Source organism: Emticicia sp. (assembly GCF_043780375.1).
Lineage (GTDB): Bacteria > Bacteroidota > Bacteroidia > Cytophagales > Spirosomataceae > Emticicia.
Genome location: NZ_JAYWCU010000292.1, coordinates 1 through 16516, shown reverse-complemented (window position 1 = coordinate 16516; position 16516 = coordinate 1). Strand labels below are relative to the sequence as shown.

The 16516-nt window shown below is 35.2% G+C and carries 16 protein-coding genes; 11 read left to right on the top strand and 5 right to left on the bottom strand.

Annotated elements, in window-relative coordinates; genetic code table 11:
• From ACH2CJ_RS21410 to rny, 8 genes are all read left to right on the top strand, one after another.
• Positions 1 to 699, top strand: a 699-nt coding sequence (locus ACH2CJ_RS21410) for a nitroreductase family protein (protein ID WP_394996515.1), incomplete at its 5' end; no start/stop codon positions are given.
• 155 nt (positions 700 to 854) lie between these two features.
• Positions 855 to 1475 (top strand): HAD family hydrolase, encoded by a 621-nt coding sequence (locus ACH2CJ_RS21405; RefSeq protein ID WP_394996512.1) that lies wholly within the window; start codon positions 855 to 857, stop codon positions 1473 to 1475.
• A 31-nt stretch (positions 1476 to 1506) separates the two neighbouring features.
• Positions 1507 to 2661, top strand: coding sequence for a site-2 protease family protein (locus tag ACH2CJ_RS21400; RefSeq protein WP_394996509.1), 1155 nt, complete (start codon positions 1507 to 1509; stop codon positions 2659 to 2661).
• An 82-nt stretch (positions 2662 to 2743) separates the two neighbouring features.
• Positions 2744 to 3316 carry a 1-acyl-sn-glycerol-3-phosphate acyltransferase gene (locus ACH2CJ_RS21395; RefSeq protein WP_394996506.1) on the top strand — a complete coding sequence of 191 codons (573 nt, stop codon included), beginning with the start codon at positions 2744 to 2746 and terminating at the stop codon, positions 3314 to 3316.
• A 58-nt stretch (positions 3317 to 3374) separates the two neighbouring features.
• Positions 3375 to 4550, top strand: coding sequence for a trans-sulfuration enzyme family protein (locus ACH2CJ_RS21390; RefSeq protein ID WP_394996503.1), 1176 nt, complete (start codon positions 3375 to 3377; stop codon positions 4548 to 4550).
• Between the two features lie 83 nt (positions 4551 to 4633).
• Positions 4634 to 5005, top strand: a complete 372-nt coding sequence (locus ACH2CJ_RS21385) for a hypothetical protein (protein WP_394996500.1) — start codon at positions 4634 to 4636, stop codon at positions 5003 to 5005.
• A 40-nt stretch (positions 5006 to 5045) separates the two neighbouring features.
• Positions 5046 to 5351, top strand: a complete 306-nt coding sequence (locus ACH2CJ_RS21380) for a cell division protein ZapA (RefSeq protein WP_394996497.1) — start codon at positions 5046 to 5048, stop codon at positions 5349 to 5351.
• Between the two features lie 218 nt (positions 5352 to 5569).
• On the top strand, positions 5570 to 7177 hold the full coding sequence (gene rny / locus ACH2CJ_RS21375) for a ribonuclease Y (protein WP_394996518.1): 1608 nt from the start codon (positions 5570 to 5572) through the stop codon (positions 7175 to 7177).
• A gap of 108 nt (positions 7178 to 7285) precedes the next feature.
• Here the strand turns inward: rny and ACH2CJ_RS21370 are convergent, their stop codons facing one another.
• Positions 7286 to 7705 (bottom strand): peptidylprolyl isomerase, encoded by a 420-nt coding sequence (locus ACH2CJ_RS21370; RefSeq protein WP_394996494.1) that lies wholly within the window; start codon positions 7703 to 7705, stop codon positions 7286 to 7288.
• Positions 7706 to 7763: 58 nt separating this feature from the next.
• Entirely contained in the window at positions 7764 to 9239 is a 1476-nt protein-coding gene (gene proS / locus ACH2CJ_RS21365; RefSeq protein ID WP_394996491.1) for a proline--tRNA ligase, read from the bottom strand.
• A 406-nt stretch (positions 9240 to 9645) separates the two neighbouring features.
• Here proS and ACH2CJ_RS21360 point away from each other — a divergent pair, with 406 nt between their 5' ends.
• Positions 9646 to 10956: a hypothetical protein gene (locus ACH2CJ_RS21360; RefSeq protein WP_394996488.1), complete on the top strand. Its 1311-nt coding sequence runs from the start codon at positions 9646 to 9648 to the stop codon at positions 10954 to 10956.
• 280 nt (positions 10957 to 11236) lie between these two features.
• Positions 11237 to 12760, top strand: coding sequence for an OmpP1/FadL family transporter (locus tag ACH2CJ_RS21355; protein WP_394996485.1), 1524 nt, complete (start codon positions 11237 to 11239; stop codon positions 12758 to 12760).
• Between the two features lie 255 nt (positions 12761 to 13015).
• Here ACH2CJ_RS21355 and ACH2CJ_RS21350 read toward each other — a convergent pair whose 3' ends face one another.
• The 3 genes from ACH2CJ_RS21350 to ACH2CJ_RS21340 all read right to left on the bottom strand — a co-directional run bounded on the left by ACH2CJ_RS21350 (position 13016) and on the right by ACH2CJ_RS21340 (position 15344).
• Positions 13016 to 13534: a shikimate kinase gene (locus ACH2CJ_RS21350; protein ID WP_394996482.1), complete on the bottom strand. Its 519-nt coding sequence runs from the start codon at positions 13532 to 13534 to the stop codon at positions 13016 to 13018.
• Between the two features lie 19 nt (positions 13535 to 13553).
• Complete coding sequence (locus ACH2CJ_RS21345) at positions 13554 to 14663, bottom strand: BT_3928 family protein (protein WP_394996479.1); 1110 nt, start codon at positions 14661 to 14663, stop codon at positions 13554 to 13556.
• Positions 14664 to 14792: 129 nt separating this feature from the next.
• Complete coding sequence (locus ACH2CJ_RS21340; RefSeq protein WP_394996476.1) at positions 14793 to 15344, bottom strand: DUF1599 domain-containing protein; 552 nt, start codon at positions 15342 to 15344, stop codon at positions 14793 to 14795.
• A gap of 188 nt (positions 15345 to 15532) precedes the next feature.
• Between ACH2CJ_RS21340 and folP the strand changes: the two genes are divergently transcribed.
• Complete coding sequence (gene folP, locus ACH2CJ_RS21335) at positions 15533 to 16369, top strand: dihydropteroate synthase (RefSeq protein ID WP_394996474.1); 837 nt, start codon at positions 15533 to 15535, stop codon at positions 16367 to 16369.
• The last annotated feature ends 147 nt before the right edge of the window (positions 16370 to 16516 follow it).

The window sequence follows — 16516 nt, the reverse complement described above, 5'->3', positions numbered from 1 at the left end:
AACGCTCGTCGTTCTGTAAGAATTTACGATGAAAATGCCAATTTCGATTCAAATATTGTAACCAAAAGCCTCGAAAGAGCCGTTCTCTCGGCAAATAGTTCAAATATGCAACTTTGGGGATTTTACCAAGTTTCGAGCAAAGATAAAAAGCAAGCAATTGTGGAAGCTTGTATGCACCAATCAGCTGCACGAACAGCTTCAGAATTAGTAGTTTTTGTAACTCGCCAAGACAAATGGAAAGCACGTGCCGCTTGGAATTTGGCAAATTTGAAAAAGCAATTTGCAGGTAAAGAGCCTTCAGGAAAAGATAAACGAGCTTTGAATTATTACGAAAAACTGATGCCTTTGCTTTATACCAACGATTTTTTTGGTATTGCAACATTCGTCCGATTTTGCATTGTGGCTTATCATACAATAACCAATAAGCCAATTATCCATTTGATAACTCATGCCGACCAGCGAGTTTCGATGCACAAATCATGTGCTTTGGCTGCTCAAACCTTTATGTTGAGCATGAAATCGGAAGGTTATGATACTTGTCCAATGGAAGGTTTTGATGAAAAATTAGTAAAAAAAGCATTAGAATTGCCTCAAAAAGTTGAAATATGTATGGTTATAGCTTGCGGAATCGGCAAGTCCGAAGGTATTTATTCAGCACGTACTCGTGTAGATGATACGGAAGTGATTTTTAGGGTATAATACTCCCAAAAAACCTTAATTTTAGAAGATGACTTATAAAATTCGACCCTTCATTTTACTGTAATTATAATAAAAATAAAATATTTCTCCGTGTCGGACGTTTCCATAGAGCGTCCGACACTTTTTTTATTCAACCCCTACCAAAAATTTTCTCTATGAAATTCAAAGCCGTAATCTTCGACTTCGGAAACGTTATTATTAATATTGATTTTAAACGTATTTATCGAACTTTTGCTCATTTTACTTCAAAAAGTGAGACTTATATTGAAAAACAAATCACTGATAATCAACTATTTAGACGCTATGAGTCTGGTCAATTTTCTGATGAAGAATTTCGTGAAATTATCAGACAAACACTTGGTTTTCCATTAAGTGATACCGAAATTGATAAAGCATGGAATGCAATTTTATTAGATATTCCTGCCGACAGAATAGAGTTAATCAAGAAAATTCGCCAAAAATACCCTGTTTATCTCCTTAGCAATACCAATAATATTCATATTAAAGCTTCAAACGATTATCTAAAAAAGGCACATGGAATTAGTAACCTTGATGAGCTTTTCGACCAACTTTTTCTCTCTTACGAAATGAATATGTGGAAACCCGATGCCGAAATTTATCATTTTATGCTTAAAAAACTTAAATTAAAACCAAATGAGGTGCTTTTTTTTGATGATAATGTAAAAAATGTTGAGTCAGCTAATGCAATAGGTATCCAAACAATTTTGGTAGAACCGCCAACTTCTATCATAGAATATTGTAAAAACATATTTTAAGTAGTTACTTTGTGGCTTACAATAAAATAACATGAATCATCAACGTACGCTCCTAATACAAATAGTTTTATTCGTTGTTACGCTCTTAACCACAACTATAACAGGGGCAGAATGGATTTTTGGAAGACCTTTCTTTTTTGGTGATACGCCATTAGGTTGGAAAGAGTTTTTTGAGGGTTTCAAATACTCCGTACCTTTTTTGGGAGTCTTAACTATTCATGAATTTGGGCACTATTTTATTGCAAAAAAACATAAAACTGAAGTATCGCTACCTTATTACTTACCTCTTTGGATTGGTGGGCTTTCATCTACTTTTGGTACATTGGGAGCATTTATTCGTATAAAGAAAAGGCTAAATTCTCGTGTTAAATATTTCGATATTGGTATTGCAGGCCCTTTAGCTGGGTTTGTTGCAGCCTTATTTGTATTGTGGTATGGATTTACACATCTGCCAAACTTAGACTATGTTTTCAATCTTTTTCCTATATTCAAACAATACGGTAATGATTATGGAAAGTTTCTCGAAACCAGTCCAGACTATATTTCAATCAAATTAGGTGACAGCCTTCTTTTTAATTTTTTTGAGCAATATGTTGCTACCGGTGAGCTACCTCATCCTTATCTTTATACCAATTATCCGATTATTTTTGCAGGATATTTATCGCTTTTCTTTACTGCTTTGAATCTTTTTCCAGTCGGACAGTTAGACGGTGGACATATTCTTTACGGACTCATCGGTGACCGAGCTTTTAATATCGTTTCGCCTATTTTATTTTCAATTTTTGTATTCTATGCGGGTTTAGGGTTTTTCAATGCCCACGAATTTACAACAACCGATTCGACTGCATTTCTAGAATTATTGGGTAAATTCATTTTGTTTGTCGGATTCAATTATCTCTGCTTCTCTCGTATTTCTGAAAATCAATTGACCAATTGGCTCATTGCACTTGCTGTTGTTGCGATTCAGCTAATAATCTCGTATTTTTACCCTGAAATCGAAGGCTATTCAGGCTTTTTAGCATTCGGATTAATGATTGGTCGTTTCTTGGGTGTTTACCATCCACCTACCAATGACAAACAGCCATTGGCCCTCGAAAGAAAGTTTTTAGGTTGGTTGGCTCTTATCATTTTCATCCTGTGTTTTAGTCCAAAACCATTTGTCATTATTCAACATTTGGCAAATTGAGTGAAGAAGTCTCATGTTTTTTGAAAAATTATATTTGTAAATCATCAACGCACGGGCGATCTCGTCGAAAATCGTAAATTTAATGCTAAACTGGCTGTTCAAAATTTGCTTCAAACTATCTGGTTGGAAGGTAATCAGTAACGTACCATCAGATTTAAAAAAGGCGATATTTGCAGTTGGCCCTCATAACCGCACTGCCGATTTCTTTGTTGGGCTTTGTACTCGTCCAACAATTGGACTTACAATTAACTATTTAGGAAAAGAAGAACTCTTTCGACCACCCTTTGGTTGGATTTTTAGAGGATTAGGTGGCACACCTGTTTATCGCACAAAAAGTACAAATTTTGTACAGCAAGTAGCCGAAACTTTTAGGAGCCATGAAAAGCTTTTGGTGGCAATTGCTCCAGAAGGTACTCGAAAAAATGTAAGCAAACTAAAAACCGGCTTTTATTATATGGCTCATTCGGCAAAAGTGCCAATATATATGGTGGGCTTCGATTATCCTCGTAAATCGGTAATTATTTCAGAGCCGTTCGATACTACTGGAGATTTTGAAGCCGATATGAAGAAATATTTTATACCTTTTTTTGAAACCATTGGAGGATTTAAGAAAGATTGGATGACAAATTACAAGGCAGGGAAATTTGATGAGTAAAACATATCTCTGTTCTACAAGTAAAGATTAGGAATTATAGAAATGAATTAAAATTATAATGAAAAAACAAACCAAAGCTATAAGAATACAAACAAAACGCTCTCAATATCGTGAACATTCAACCCCACTTTTCTTGACGAGTAGCTTTTGTTTTGAAGATGCTGAGCAAGGAAAAGCTCTTTTTGACGAAACTCTTGAAGGTAATATTTATACCCGTTTTTCAAATCCTTCGGTGCAGGAATTTGTGGATAAAGTTTGTATGCTCGAAAATTGTGAAGAAGGAATTGCAACAGCAACTGGCATGGCAGCAGTTTTTGCGGGATTTGCAGCACATCTAAAATCGGGCGACCACGTAGTAGCTTCACGTGCATTATTTGGTTCTGCTCACCAAATTTTGACACAAATTTTATCAAAATGGGGTATCACGCATTCATATTTAGATGCAACTGCTCCAGAAAGTGATTGGGAAGCTGCAATTCTGCCTAATACCAAAATGGTTTACTTGGAAACACCATCAAACCCAGGTTTAGAATTAGTGGATATGGAAATGATTGGTAAATTGGCAAAAAAACATAACTTAATTTATTATGTTGATAATTGTTTTGCAACGCCCATTATTCATACACCGACCGATTTTGGTGCAAATTTGATTGTTCACTCAGCAACTAAGTTTATGGATGGACAAGGACGAGTTTTAGGTGGAATAATAACGGGAACAAAAGAGTTGATTGCTCCAATTCGATTTTTCTGTCGCCATACTGGCCCTTCAATGTCGCCATTTAATGCGTGGGTTTTATCAAAAAGTTTAGAAACATTAGAAATTAGGATGCAGCGTCATTGCGAAAATGCTTTAAAATTGGCAAAAGCATTGCAAAAAATAGACGGAATTGTCAATGTAAAATACCCGCATTTACCAACGCATCCGCAATATACTTTGGCAAAAAAACAAATGTCGGCAGGTGGAGCAATGGTTACTTTTGAATTGGAAGGAGGCTTTGATAGACTCAATAAATTTACGAGAGCTTTGCAAATCGTTTCAAACTCTTCGAATTTAGGAGATTCTCGTACAATTATTACTAATCCAAATACAACTACGCACTCAAAATTACCCAAAGAAGACAAAGTTAAATTAGGAATCACAGAAGGCTTAATTCGTTGCTCGGTTGGTTTAGAAGACATAAGTGATTTAATTGCAGATTTTAAGCAAGCTGCGAAGAAGTCTTTAAACGAATGAGCAAATTAGCGAATGAGTGATTTAATTTTGAAAATTATCATTTTAATTTAGTTATTCACTCAATCACAAATAACTCCATAAAAATGTCCGTCGAACAGGAATTTACTGCAAAAATTGTCAATGAAGAAAACGAAATGTTATTCGTTCGATTCAATCGCTTGAATAATGTTCTTTTTTTGGACAATGCTAATGCCAGAGATGAAATCGTGGCACTAAAATCGCAGGTACGTAATTTGACAAAAACTATTCAAGAAAAAGAAAAAGAGAATAATAAACTCCATGAAAGACTAAAAAAACAAGATTTTCTTGAAAAAAGTAAAGAAATTCAAAAAGAAAGTGTTAAAATTGTATCGAATAAAATTCAAAAGTCAAAAGACAGCGTAGAATTAAAGAAAACGATTACGGATTTAATAAAAGAGATTGATGTGTGCGTTGCATTATTAGACGATTATTAGTTGGAATAAGAGTAAATAGCTAAAAAAAAATTGATTACGAATGGCAAAAATGGTTGATTCTAAGAAATTAGAAATAGGGTTGAAAGTAATGAGTCGGGTCGTTACTCTGAGAATTCAACCCGAAATGGAACCATATTTTCGTAAAGCAGCTCAATTTATTAACCAACGTATTGATTCGTTTACCAAAGACCACAGTGGCGGTGAGATGGATTCTTGGGATTTTTTGATAACTGTTGCCATCGAAGGGATGGTCGAATCACAAAAAAATCAAGACAAATATAAACTTTTGCAACAATCACTAGATAAGAGGCTCAACGAACTTGACAATCGTATTGCTCTCAATTAATAAGTAATTTCAGACAATTATCGAAAATGAAATATCGTAGTATTTACCCTAATATCATACTCTAATTTACGATTACCCAATTCATTTTTGATTAATTCCTCTTCCAGTTTCTCTGGTTCCTCCAAAATCTACTTGACTTTACGTCCAGAAACTATTGACTTGTTCATTAGTTTCCAAATTTGCCAAAATCATTTATAAATTTTTTAAAATCTTCCATGATGTCAAATATTATATCCATTCTTTTCGCTGCCCTACTGGCTTTGGTAGTAGGTTATTTTGTGGGAAGAGCCTTACTCAAAAAAACATTCCAAAGCAAAGAAGCAGACGGCGAACAACGTGCCAACGAACTCTTGAAAACTGCTCAACAAACTGCTGAAAATATCAAAAAAGACAAAATGTTGGAAGCAAAAGAGCATTTTTTGAAGTTAAAAACCGAGTTTGAAGACGATTCAAACAAACGCAAAAATATTATTTTACAAAATGAGCAACGGGTAAAGCAAATGGAACAACAAGCTGCTCAAACAAAACAGCAAGCAACTCAAGTTGAACAACAAAATATCCGCCGTGAAAAAGAGTTAGAAGCTTTACAAATAAAGCTTAACGACCAAACAGAAGCCGCAACAAAGCAAATTGAAGTAGCAAACAAACGCAAAGAAGAGGCTGAATTAATGCTTAGTCAGCAAGTAGAGCAATTAGAAAAAATAGCAAATCTTACTGCCGAACAAGCAAAACAACAATTGATTGATGCCATCAAAGGAGAAGCTGAAACAAGGGCTTCGGGCTATATCAAGCAAACAATTGAAGAAGCAAAACTAACGGCTACGAAAGAATCGAAGAAAATCATTATTGAAACTATTCAACGTACAGCAGCCGAGCAAGCCATTGAAAACTGTGTATCGGTTTTTAATATTGAAGGTGATGAAATAAAAGGAAAAGTAATTGGTCGTGAAGGACGAAATATTCGTGCTTTGGAAGCAGCAACTGGTGTGGAGGTGATTGTTGACGATACACCCGAAGCAATTGTTATTTCGAGTTTTGATCCTGTTCGTCGAGAAATTGCTCGTCTCTCATTGCACCGTTTGGTACAAGATGGACGTATTCACCCTGCCAGAATTGAAGAAGTAGTTGCCAAAACTAAGAAAGATATTGAAAACGAAATCAATGAAATAGGTGAGCGTACAGTAATTGATTTGGGCGTTCATGGTTTACATCCCGACCTCATTCGCATGATTGGTAGAATGCGTTTCCGTTCATCTTACGGACAAAATCTACTCCAACACTCACGTGAGGTGGCTAAAATGTGTGCTACGATGGCATCAGAGTTAGGCTTGAATGCCAAATTAGCCAAACGTGCAGGATTGCTACATGATATTGGAAAAGTATGGCACGAAGAGCAAGAATTGCCTCATGCTCTTTTGGGAATGGAATTGGCAAAGAAATACAAAGAACACCCAGAAGTTATCAATGCCATTGGAGCTCACCACGACGAAATCGAAATGACTTCGATGATTTCACCAATCATTCAAATTTGTGACTCAATCTCAGGTTCTCGCCCTGGTGCAAGACGTGAAATGATGGAATCTTATGTACAACGTTTGCGTGATTTAGAGGCATTGGCTCTTGCCCATAATGGTGTAGAAAAATGTTATGCTATTCAAGCAGGGCGTGAATTGCGTGTAATTGTAGATTCTGAAAATGTAACTGACGAAATTGCAAGTAAATTGTCTTTTGATATTTCTCAAAAAATTGAAAAAGAAATGCAATATCCAGGACAAATCAAAGTAACTGTTATCAGAGAAATGCGAAGCGTTTCTTACGCTAAGTAAGCTAAAATGAATATACTTTTAAAGGCGATGCAAACAAGCATCGCCTTTTTTATGTTTTTTTCGACTTTGACAATCCTTTGCGAACGCAAGATGACTGAACTCAGAAGACTATTTTACGTCAACCAACTCAATTTCAAAAATTAAATCTTGACCAGCCAAAGGGTGATTTCCATCGAGGATAACTTTAGTTGCGGTAACTTCACGTACAATTACTGGCATTTCTTGCTGTCCGTTGTGCATATTTATTGTTCCGCCAACCTCTAAAGGAATATCATCAGGAATATCCAAGCGATTGAATGTAAAAAGCATATTTTCTTCAGCAGGGCCATAGGCTTCATCTACTGGAATAAACACTGTTTTTATCTCACCAATAGTCATGCCTGTTACGCCCGAATCAAATCCTGCGATAACCATGCCGCTACCCACTTGAAACTGCAGAGGGTCACGCCCTTCTGAACTGTCGAACACCGTACCATTGGTTAGCGTTCCTTTATAATGTACCGCTACATTATCGCCTGATTTTACCATTATTTCTATTTATGTTTGTTGTTTTTTTATTTAGGATTCGAGAAAAACATTTCTAAGCTTAATAAGCTCTCGCAAAAACTACTCGTTTTGTAGAAGAATTTCCTGAATAGACACAAACACCAGCCTCCTCAATTGCATCTAAAGGAATACAACGAATCGTTGCTTTTGTTAATTCTTTAATTTTTTCTTCAGTTTCCGAACTTCCGTCCCAGTGACAAAGCAAAAACCCACCTTTTTCGATTTGTTCTTGAAACGACGACCAAGTATCAATTTTGAATGTATTTTCTTGGCGGAAATTCAATGCTTTTTGATAAATTGCTTCTTGAATTTCGTTCAATAAATCTTTAAGATAGGTTGCAATTCCTTCAATCGGGCGAATTTCTTTAGTCAAAGTATCACGACGAGCTACTTCAATTTGTCCACTTTGTAAATCACGCATACCAATTGCCATTCTGATAGGAACACCTTTCAACTCATATTCTGCAAATTTCCATCCTGGGCGATAAGCGTCATTATCATCAAATTTTACAGTGATTCCATAAGATTTTAATTCTTTTACGATGGGCATAATTACAGCCTTTATCGCATCTAAATCTTCATCTCCTTTATATATTGGTACAATAACCACATGAATTGGAGCTAATTTTGGTGGAAGTACCAAGCCTAAATCGTCAGAATGAGCCATAATTAAAGCACCCATCAATCGTGTACTTGCTCCCCATGAAGTTCCCCAAACATAGTCTAATTTCCCTTCTTTCGATTGAAATTTTACATCAAATGCTTTGGCGAAATTTTGTCCTAAAAAGTGAGAAGTTCCTGCTTGTAATGCTTTTCCATCTTGCATCATTGCCTCAATACAGAGTGTTTCTTCTGCACCCGCAAAACGTTCGTTTGCAGTTTTGAAACCTTTTAGTACGGGAACCGACATCCATTCTTCAGCAAATTTGGCATATACTTCCAACATTTGTTTAGTTTCGTCCATTGCTTCTTTTTCAGTAGCGTGAGCTGTATGTCCTTCTTGCCATAAAAACTCCGTAGTTCGCAAAAACATCCTTGTACGCATTTCCCAACGTACTACATTTGCCCATTGATTAATCAAGATTGGCAAATCTCGGTACGACTGAATCCAGTTTTTGTAGGTACTCCAAATGATTGCTTCACTCGTTGGTCTAACCACCAATTCTTCCTCTAATTTTGCTTCGGGGTCTACCATCAAAGTTCCTGGTTTGTCAGGATTTGCTTTTAGGCGATAATGCGTCACAACTGCACATTCTTTTGCAAAACCTTCGGCGTTTTTTTCTTCTGCTTCAAATAAACTTTTTGGCACAAATAGCGGAAAATAAGCATTTGTATGCCCTGTTTCTTTAAACATATCGTCTAAAGCACGTTGCATTTTTTCCCAAATCGAATAACCATAAGGTTTGATTACCATGCAACCACGCACAGCAGAATTTTCAGCCAAATCAGCACGTTTGACCAGTTCGTTGTACCACTCCGAATAATTTTCACTACGTTTTGGAAGACCCTTACTCATTTATAACGATTAATTATGAATGATGAATGATGAATAGATAAGCTTGTTGTTGTACAATCGTATCCATTTTCTTTCAATATTCTTATGATAAATTAAATAATTTGAATTTTACGCCTATAACTTTCGTTATATTCTTAGAAAAGAACAATTGAACATTACTTTAATTAAGTTTTAATGCCAATTTTAATCTTTGAAAGAGATTGCAAAGATAGGTTTTTATATTAAATTTGTAAAGAATATGTTACTTTTCAGACCATATTTGTCGAATTGTCGTAAATATTGCAAAGGCTTGTTGTTGGAATCGGTTGAGTAATAAAAATATTTTTTTTCATCATACAACCTTTTCTTTTTCATTCGCATCATATACATAGATTATTGGTTTTAACCACATTTAATAATTAATACAATGAATACTCTCAAATCTTTCAGGTATCTATCAATGGCAGTGCTTTTGGGTACATGGGGTTGTAGTCAAAAACAGATAGCTACCAAAGGTGAATATGACGATACTTATGGCTCATCAGCCGATGCTCCACAAGTAGTATATAAGCCTCAAGCAAATAGATATCAAAACCCAGATTATGCAGAAAATCAGCGATATCAAGCAGAAGAGCCGACCCAACAAGGAGTTAGCGGCAATGATGAATATTATGATGAAGACTATGTAAACTCTCGCAAAGTTTATCGCAATAATAATGGCGGAACTGGTTACGCTTCTGGTTTCTCTAATGGCTATCAATCTGGTTGGAACGATTATGCTTGGAGTCAGCCAAATGGTTGGTCAAGTCCCTTCAACAGATATGGTTATAATAATCCATTTGGCTATAACTCTTATGGCAATGGTTTTGGTGGTTTTGGCAATGGTTTTGGAAATAGTTGGGGGAGTTATGGCTCTGGATTTGGAATGGGCTTCGGTTTAGGAAGTATGTATGGGTATAATTCATTTTTTAGCCCTTATAGTTCTTTCTACAGTCCCTTTAACTCATTTTATAATCCTTATAATTCTTTCAATAGCCCTATTTATGGCTACTACGACCCATATCGTTATGGCGGATTTGGCAGTGGATACTACGGTAATAACTATTATTCTAATAATGTCACTTCAGGTGTATCGGGTGTGGCTGCTAAAAATCGTACTTATGGTCCACGTGATGGGGGCAGCGGTTCAAGTATATACAACAAAGGGTTTACGAATGCAGGAGCAAGAAATGATGGTTTGAATAATAATGGTAATGCCCGTACTTACAATGGTACCAATACTGGCAGAACAACCACAGGTTCAACTGATACTTATGCTACACCAAGAAGAAATGGAAGTTGGACAGGTTCAGACACATATAATAATAATGGCAGCAGAAATGTAGGAACACAAGGAAGTTCAAGTAGAACAAACGACGATTACTATGCTCGCCCACGTAGAAATGGAAACACTGAAGGTGGAAGTAGTAACTCTAATTCAAATGCTGGGGGATATAATAATAGCCGTCCATCGGGAAGTTCAAGCTCTGGTCGCTCTGATAATTACTCAAATGGTAGTGGAAATACACAACCAAGAAGTTCATCATCTGATAATTTTTCAAGAGGTTCTTCAAGCCCATCATATACTCCTTCATCAAGTTCATCATCGGGAAGTTCTTCGTCTGGAAGTTCATCATCGGGAAGTTCTTCGTCTGGAAGTTCATCTTCGGGTGGCGGAAGTAGCCGTGGACCAAGATAATTCAGTAAGATTACTATTTAAATAGATTCAAGAATTGTTCATGCTCGTAAAGAGAAATAGTAATAATAAAATTTTGAAACCTCGCTGAATCATAGCGTTTGGCGAGGTTTCTATGTAAAAAAACAGAAATTTGCTTAAAAATAACAATAATATGAAGTATCTCGACTAAAGATTTTAGACGTAAAAAGAATTTTGTTTTATATATATTTATAGAAAAATCTATCATTCAAAATAAATTTAAAGTCTGGTTTTTAATTCTTCAAAAAAATAGTAAATTAAAATGAAAATCACACGAATTTTGATAGCAAGTGCTTTTGTTCTGGGTGGAATTGGAGCAAACGCACAATTAAGTTTAGGCGGGCATTTTTATGGTGAAGATGCATTTCGATATTCTCAAAACAAAATATCTGGCTCGGCACGTATGCAAGCTATGGGTGGCGGATATTCGGCACTAGGAGGAGATGCAACTAATGCCTACACAAATCCTGCAGGATTGGGTTTTTACAATCGCTCAGAATTGAGCATAACGCCCATTTTTAATTCATTGAAAACCGCCTCTTCTTATATTGGTTCAACTACTCAATCGAGTACTTCCAATGCGAATATTGGTCAATTAGGACTAATTTTGAGTAGTGGAGGAAATGGAACTCGCAAAAAACGTTCTTCATTGGCAATAACTTATTCAAAACAAGTAAATCTTTTGTCTGATTTTAATTATGCTGGACAAAACAAGAAAAGCTCAATGATGGATTATTTTGCTGAAAAAGCTACTCGTCGTGGTGTTGATTCGGGGACTTTAGATGGTGAATTCAACACCAATACAGGAAGTGCTTCAACTTCAACAGCAATGTATTATCAAGCATTTATGATTGACCCAGTTTCAGGAAGTAAAGCTCCATATACCAAAATTGAAAAAAGCTTACCAGTCAATCAAACAGGCAGAAATTCGAGTACTGGTGCGGTTAGCCAATGGAATGTAGGTTATGGTGCAAATTTCAATGATAAAACCTATCTTGGTTTTTCAGTTGGGTTCGTAAGAATGAATTATGAATATTTGGGAAATCATGCTGAACAGTTTCCAACTGGAAAAATATTTAACGGCTTTCAATTAAATGATGATTTATACACTCGGGGTGGTGGTATCAATCTTTCGGCGGGTGCAATCGTAAAAGTTTCGGATAATATTAGCCTCGGAGCAAATGTTACATCGCCCACTTGGATTACTTTGAATGAAATATATAATTCAAGTATTACTGTTGATCAAAAGCCAAATACGTTTACCACCGACTATAAAACAGTAATGACCGACGAAAACGTATTCACTTATTCACTAACAACACCACTTAGAGCGAGTGGAGGAGCAACTTTCTTTTTGCCAAGTAAAAAAGGTTTTATTACTGCCGATGCCGAATATGTTGGTTATAGAAATATGGGCATCAAAGACCCTGAAGATAACTCATGGGGTGCAGGCCAAAAGCGATTGATTCAAAGCTATTATAAAGATGCAGTAAACTTGAAAGCTGGTGCAGAATATCGTATTGAAAATATTCGTTTGCGTGCAGGTGTTAAATTCATGCCTGATCCATATAAACAAAAAGTTGACAACTTAGACCGTTCTCAGATGCTGTTTTCGGGTGGAGTGGGCTATCGTTCGTCAAAATTCTTTGTTGATTTAGCAGGTGTTTATAATAAATTCACAAGTGCATATACACCTTATGAGTTGGCAAATACTTCAAACTATGCTTCAGCAAATTTATCAAATAATCAAACAAGTTTTGTGATTTCGGTTGGCACATTCTTTTAGTCGATCGTGTTTCGAGTTATACAATAAAAAAGCATCTGAAATTTTTTAATTTTCGGATGCTTTTTTATTAACTATCAACGAGGTTGTTTATGCTTTTTTTGTTGGTAAAAATGATGTTTTTTTTGACTTATTCAAGGTTGGAAAATAAAATTTTTCGAGCGAAATGAACCTTTTTTGAACGAAGAGTAAGTTAAAAAGGTGCATTTTAGGCCTAAATCAAAAAACTTAAACAACTTCTAAAGTCTATTGACTTTCTTATTTCCTCGCAAACTCAGCATCAATAATCCAAAGAATACTTTCGGGGTCAGTATCACCTTCAATCGTAATATCTGCTTGCTGATAATATTTTAGTCTATCATTGTATTTTTCTGTGATTTGCTCTAAGAGATTTTTGCTTTCTAAATCAAATAATGGACGCTCATTTTTTTTAGAAACTTTCATTCGTTCAACCAACATAAAAGGTTTTACATCAAGAAAAATACTAATACCATTGTTTTTGATATATTCCATGCCATCATAAAAACATGGTACACCTCCACCTGTGGCAACAATAAGTTTACTGTCCATTAGTATTTTTTTTAGTTGCTCATTTTCTACTTTACGAAAATATTCTTCTCCGTTTAGAGCAAAAATTTCTGCTATTTTCTTTCCTTCTGTTGTCTCGATGCGGCTATCTAAGTCAATAAATTCATAACCAAGACTTTTTGCCAATTGCCGCCCGAGCGTACTTTTTCCAGAGGAAGGCATTCCAATTAGAAAAATATTTGTAGTCATTCTTCGGATTAAATGTATTTTATTTTAGTTTCTCAGCTAAAGTTTCTATGTTTGGAATACTGTGGTTTCCCCATTTTCCCTTTACCACACCATTTTGTAACAAAATCACACAAGGATTTGTTCGTGCCATTGTTTTTAATACCGTTGCATCGGCCGAGAAATAAGGGGTTTTAATGCCATTTGTCTCACTAAACTTCTGATAATTAGCCTGAATCACTGATGTCAAAATCATGGGTGTAATGCCATTTTTTTCTGAATCACCAATCAATGACTTTAATTGCGTAAGTTGCTCATTATCAATGCCTTCAACGCTTTTTAAAATTATTAAAAGTTTATTTCCTGTAAAAGTAGAATCAGTATAATTGTTTCCTTGTGGGTCACTGATTGAATAATCGGTTATTTTTGGCTTCAATTTGTCTTCATTCAACGTAACCATTGATACATATTTATAGGTCAATGTGTCCATTAAAAACTCTTTGGCAATTATTTCTTCTTTCGTTTTTTTATTTAAAAAAGTAAACTCCATGACAGGTTTTACACCAGTAGGTTTCATCTGCTCAGGAATACTTTTTCCGATGGCATAAGGTAAAAAATCAATTGGAGGAAGGTAGCGAATCGCATAAATGCCAATACCAAAAGAAAGTATGGTGGTGGCAAACATCACTAAATTTTGACCAGAATTAGCATATTTATTTCTATAAATAAAAATAATTACTATTAAAATTGTCAAGAAAATGTCTTTTTCGAAAGAAGTCCACGGTTTGAGTTTTAAGAAATCTCCAAAACATCCGCAGTCGGTAACTTTATTATAATAGGCTGAATAGAAGGTCAAGAATGTAAAGAAAACGATGATTCCCAGCAAAAGCCAAGATGTAATTTTCATGCGATAGGATAGGAGGGTAGCAACTCCCAAAATAACTTCTAATGCACAGAAAATTAATGACAAGGTAAGCGAATTATGAGCAAAAAACATGAAAAAGCCTTGTAATGTGGGTAAATCTTGCGAAAATACTTCAAAATACTCTTCAAGTTTGATGCCCGTTCCAACAGGGTCAACAACTTTCACAAAGCCAGAAAAAATAAAAATTATGCCGACAATGATACGGGCAATTTGGAAAAATAGTTTCATGTTCGATTAAGTGATTTGCGTTTGAGTGATGCGTAACTTCGCCCGTTGTGATTATTGTTTTTTGCAATTTTTATAAATTACCCTAAAAATTTCGTTAAATAAAAGTCTGAGTTGTTGCCTTATAACTGTTTACTGTTGCCCTTGTGCTTGTCCTAATTTTATCATGCAAAAAACAGCATAATTAATAATATCTTGATACCCCGACTTGATACCTTCCGAAACAATAGTTTTGCCTTGATTATCTTCAATTTGCTTGATTCTGAACAGTTTCATCAAAATAATATCAGTCATCGAACTCACTCGCATATCTCGCCAGGCCTCGCCATAATCGTGATTTTTGTTGAAAAGTAATTCCATTACTTCCGAAATTTGTTTGTTATACATTTCTTGAAGTTGAGTAAATGGTATTTCCAGTTCGTTATTATCTATCAATTCGGCTTGAATCAATGCCATTACACAATAATTGATGATTCCTATAAATTCGGGTATTACACCTTCATCTACTCGACTAAAACCATTGTCTTGAATAGTACGGATACGTTGGGCTTTAATAAAAATTTGGTCGGTAATGCTCGGCAAACGTAGAATTCGCCAAGAAGTGCCATAATCTTTGTTCTTTTTCTCGAATAATTCTTGACAAATCTTGATTATATGTTTGTATTCGATTTCTGTATTGTTCATGTTGATTGGCTGTTAGCATTTAGCTAAAAGCTTTTATTTAAAATATATAAGAAGCGAATTTTATAAAAATAATAGCAAAAACTATAAATTTAAAAAAAAATAACTGTGATTTGAAGGCTGAAAGCTAATTGCCAAAAGCTAAAGGCATTTATTATTGCAAAATTATAAAACTTAGCTTCCAATAGCAAATGACATTGAAAAGTATTAATATAAACGGTCGCTTGATTGATTTTTCCACACCAAAAGTGATGGGAATTTTGAATGTTACACCCGATTCTTTTTTTGAGAAAAGTAGGTATTTATATATTAATGAAGCAATTGTAGATAAAGCAGGTGGAATGATTGAGCAAGGAGCAACCTTTATTGATATTGGGGGCTATTCGACTCGACCTCATGCAATTGATATTAGTGTAACCGAAGAATTAGATAGGGTTTTGCCGGTAATTGAAATTATTTGCAAAAATTTTCCAGAAATAGCTATTTCGGTAGATACTTTTAGAAGTGAAGTTGCTCGCAAATCAATAGAAGTGGGTGCAAATATTATAAACGATATTTCAGGCGGAAATTTGGACGAAAAAATGTTTCAAACGGTGGCAGACTTGAATGTTCCATATATTTTGATGCACAGCCGAGGAAATCCTGAAACGATGAACCAACTCAATGATTATAAAGATATTACGCTAGATGTGATTACAGAATTGCAGCAAAAAGTTTATCAATTACGACAATTGGGCGTGAAAGATATTATCATAGACCCAGGTTTTGGCTTTGCCAAAAACGGCAAGCAAGGTTTTGAAATGATGCGAAATTTGACTGCTTTTCAGATAATGGAATTGCCATTTTTGGTTGGAATTTCAAGAAAATCAATGATTTGGCGTACGCTCAATGTCACTGCAAATGAGGCCTTGAATGGTACAACAGCCCTAAATATGTTTGCCCTGATGCAGGGAGCAAATATTTTGCGTGTTCATGATGTAAAAGAAGCGATGGAAACAGTTAAACTTTATCAAGAATTAGATTTTTAAATGTAGGGACGACTACGTCGAGAACCATCTACACACAGAACGTATGAAATACGTTTTTGCATTTATTTTGCTACAACATTACGAATTAATCTAATAACAATTCCGTAGAAAATAACCAAACAAACAAATATTAGCCCCCAAGTTGTG

Excerpts from the sequence above, each read along its gene's own strand:
- ACH2CJ_RS21400 (WP_394996509.1), top strand. The coding sequence starts at position 1,507 with ATGAATCATCAACGTACGCTCCTAATACAAATAGTTTTATTCGTTGTT.
- ACH2CJ_RS21360 (WP_394996488.1), top strand. The coding sequence starts at position 9,646 with ATGAATACTCTCAAATCTTTCAGGTATCTATCAATGGCAGTGCTTTTG.
- ACH2CJ_RS21350 (WP_394996482.1), bottom strand. The coding sequence starts at position 13,534 with ATGACTACAAATATTTTTCTAATTGGAATGCCTTCCTCTGGAAAAAGT.
- ACH2CJ_RS21380 (WP_394996497.1), top strand. The coding sequence starts at position 5,046 with ATGGCAAAAATGGTTGATTCTAAGAAATTAGAAATAGGGTTGAAAGTA.
- ACH2CJ_RS21395 (WP_394996506.1), top strand. The coding sequence starts at position 2,744 with ATGCTAAACTGGCTGTTCAAAATTTGCTTCAAACTATCTGGTTGGAAG.
- ACH2CJ_RS21355 (WP_394996485.1), top strand. The coding sequence starts at position 11,237 with ATGAAAATCACACGAATTTTGATAGCAAGTGCTTTTGTTCTGGGTGGA.
- ACH2CJ_RS21405 (WP_394996512.1), top strand. The coding sequence starts at position 855 with ATGAAATTCAAAGCCGTAATCTTCGACTTCGGAAACGTTATTATTAAT.
- ACH2CJ_RS21345 (WP_394996479.1), bottom strand. The coding sequence starts at position 14,663 with ATGAAACTATTTTTCCAAATTGCCCGTATCATTGTCGGCATAATTTTT.
- ACH2CJ_RS21390 (WP_394996503.1), top strand. The coding sequence starts at position 3,375 with ATGAAAAAACAAACCAAAGCTATAAGAATACAAACAAAACGCTCTCAA.
- proS (WP_394996491.1), bottom strand. The coding sequence starts at position 9,239 with ATGAGTAAGGGTCTTCCAAAACGTAGTGAAAATTATTCGGAGTGGTAC.
- ACH2CJ_RS21385 (WP_394996500.1), top strand. The coding sequence starts at position 4,634 with ATGTCCGTCGAACAGGAATTTACTGCAAAAATTGTCAATGAAGAAAAC.
- ACH2CJ_RS21340 (WP_394996476.1), bottom strand. The coding sequence starts at position 15,344 with ATGAACAATACAGAAATCGAATACAAACATATAATCAAGATTTGTCAA.
- rny (WP_394996518.1), top strand. The coding sequence starts at position 5,570 with ATGTCAAATATTATATCCATTCTTTTCGCTGCCCTACTGGCTTTGGTA.
- ACH2CJ_RS21370 (WP_394996494.1), bottom strand. The coding sequence starts at position 7,705 with ATGGTAAAATCAGGCGATAATGTAGCGGTACATTATAAAGGAACGCTA.
- folP (WP_394996474.1), top strand. The coding sequence starts at position 15,533 with ATGACATTGAAAAGTATTAATATAAACGGTCGCTTGATTGATTTTTCC.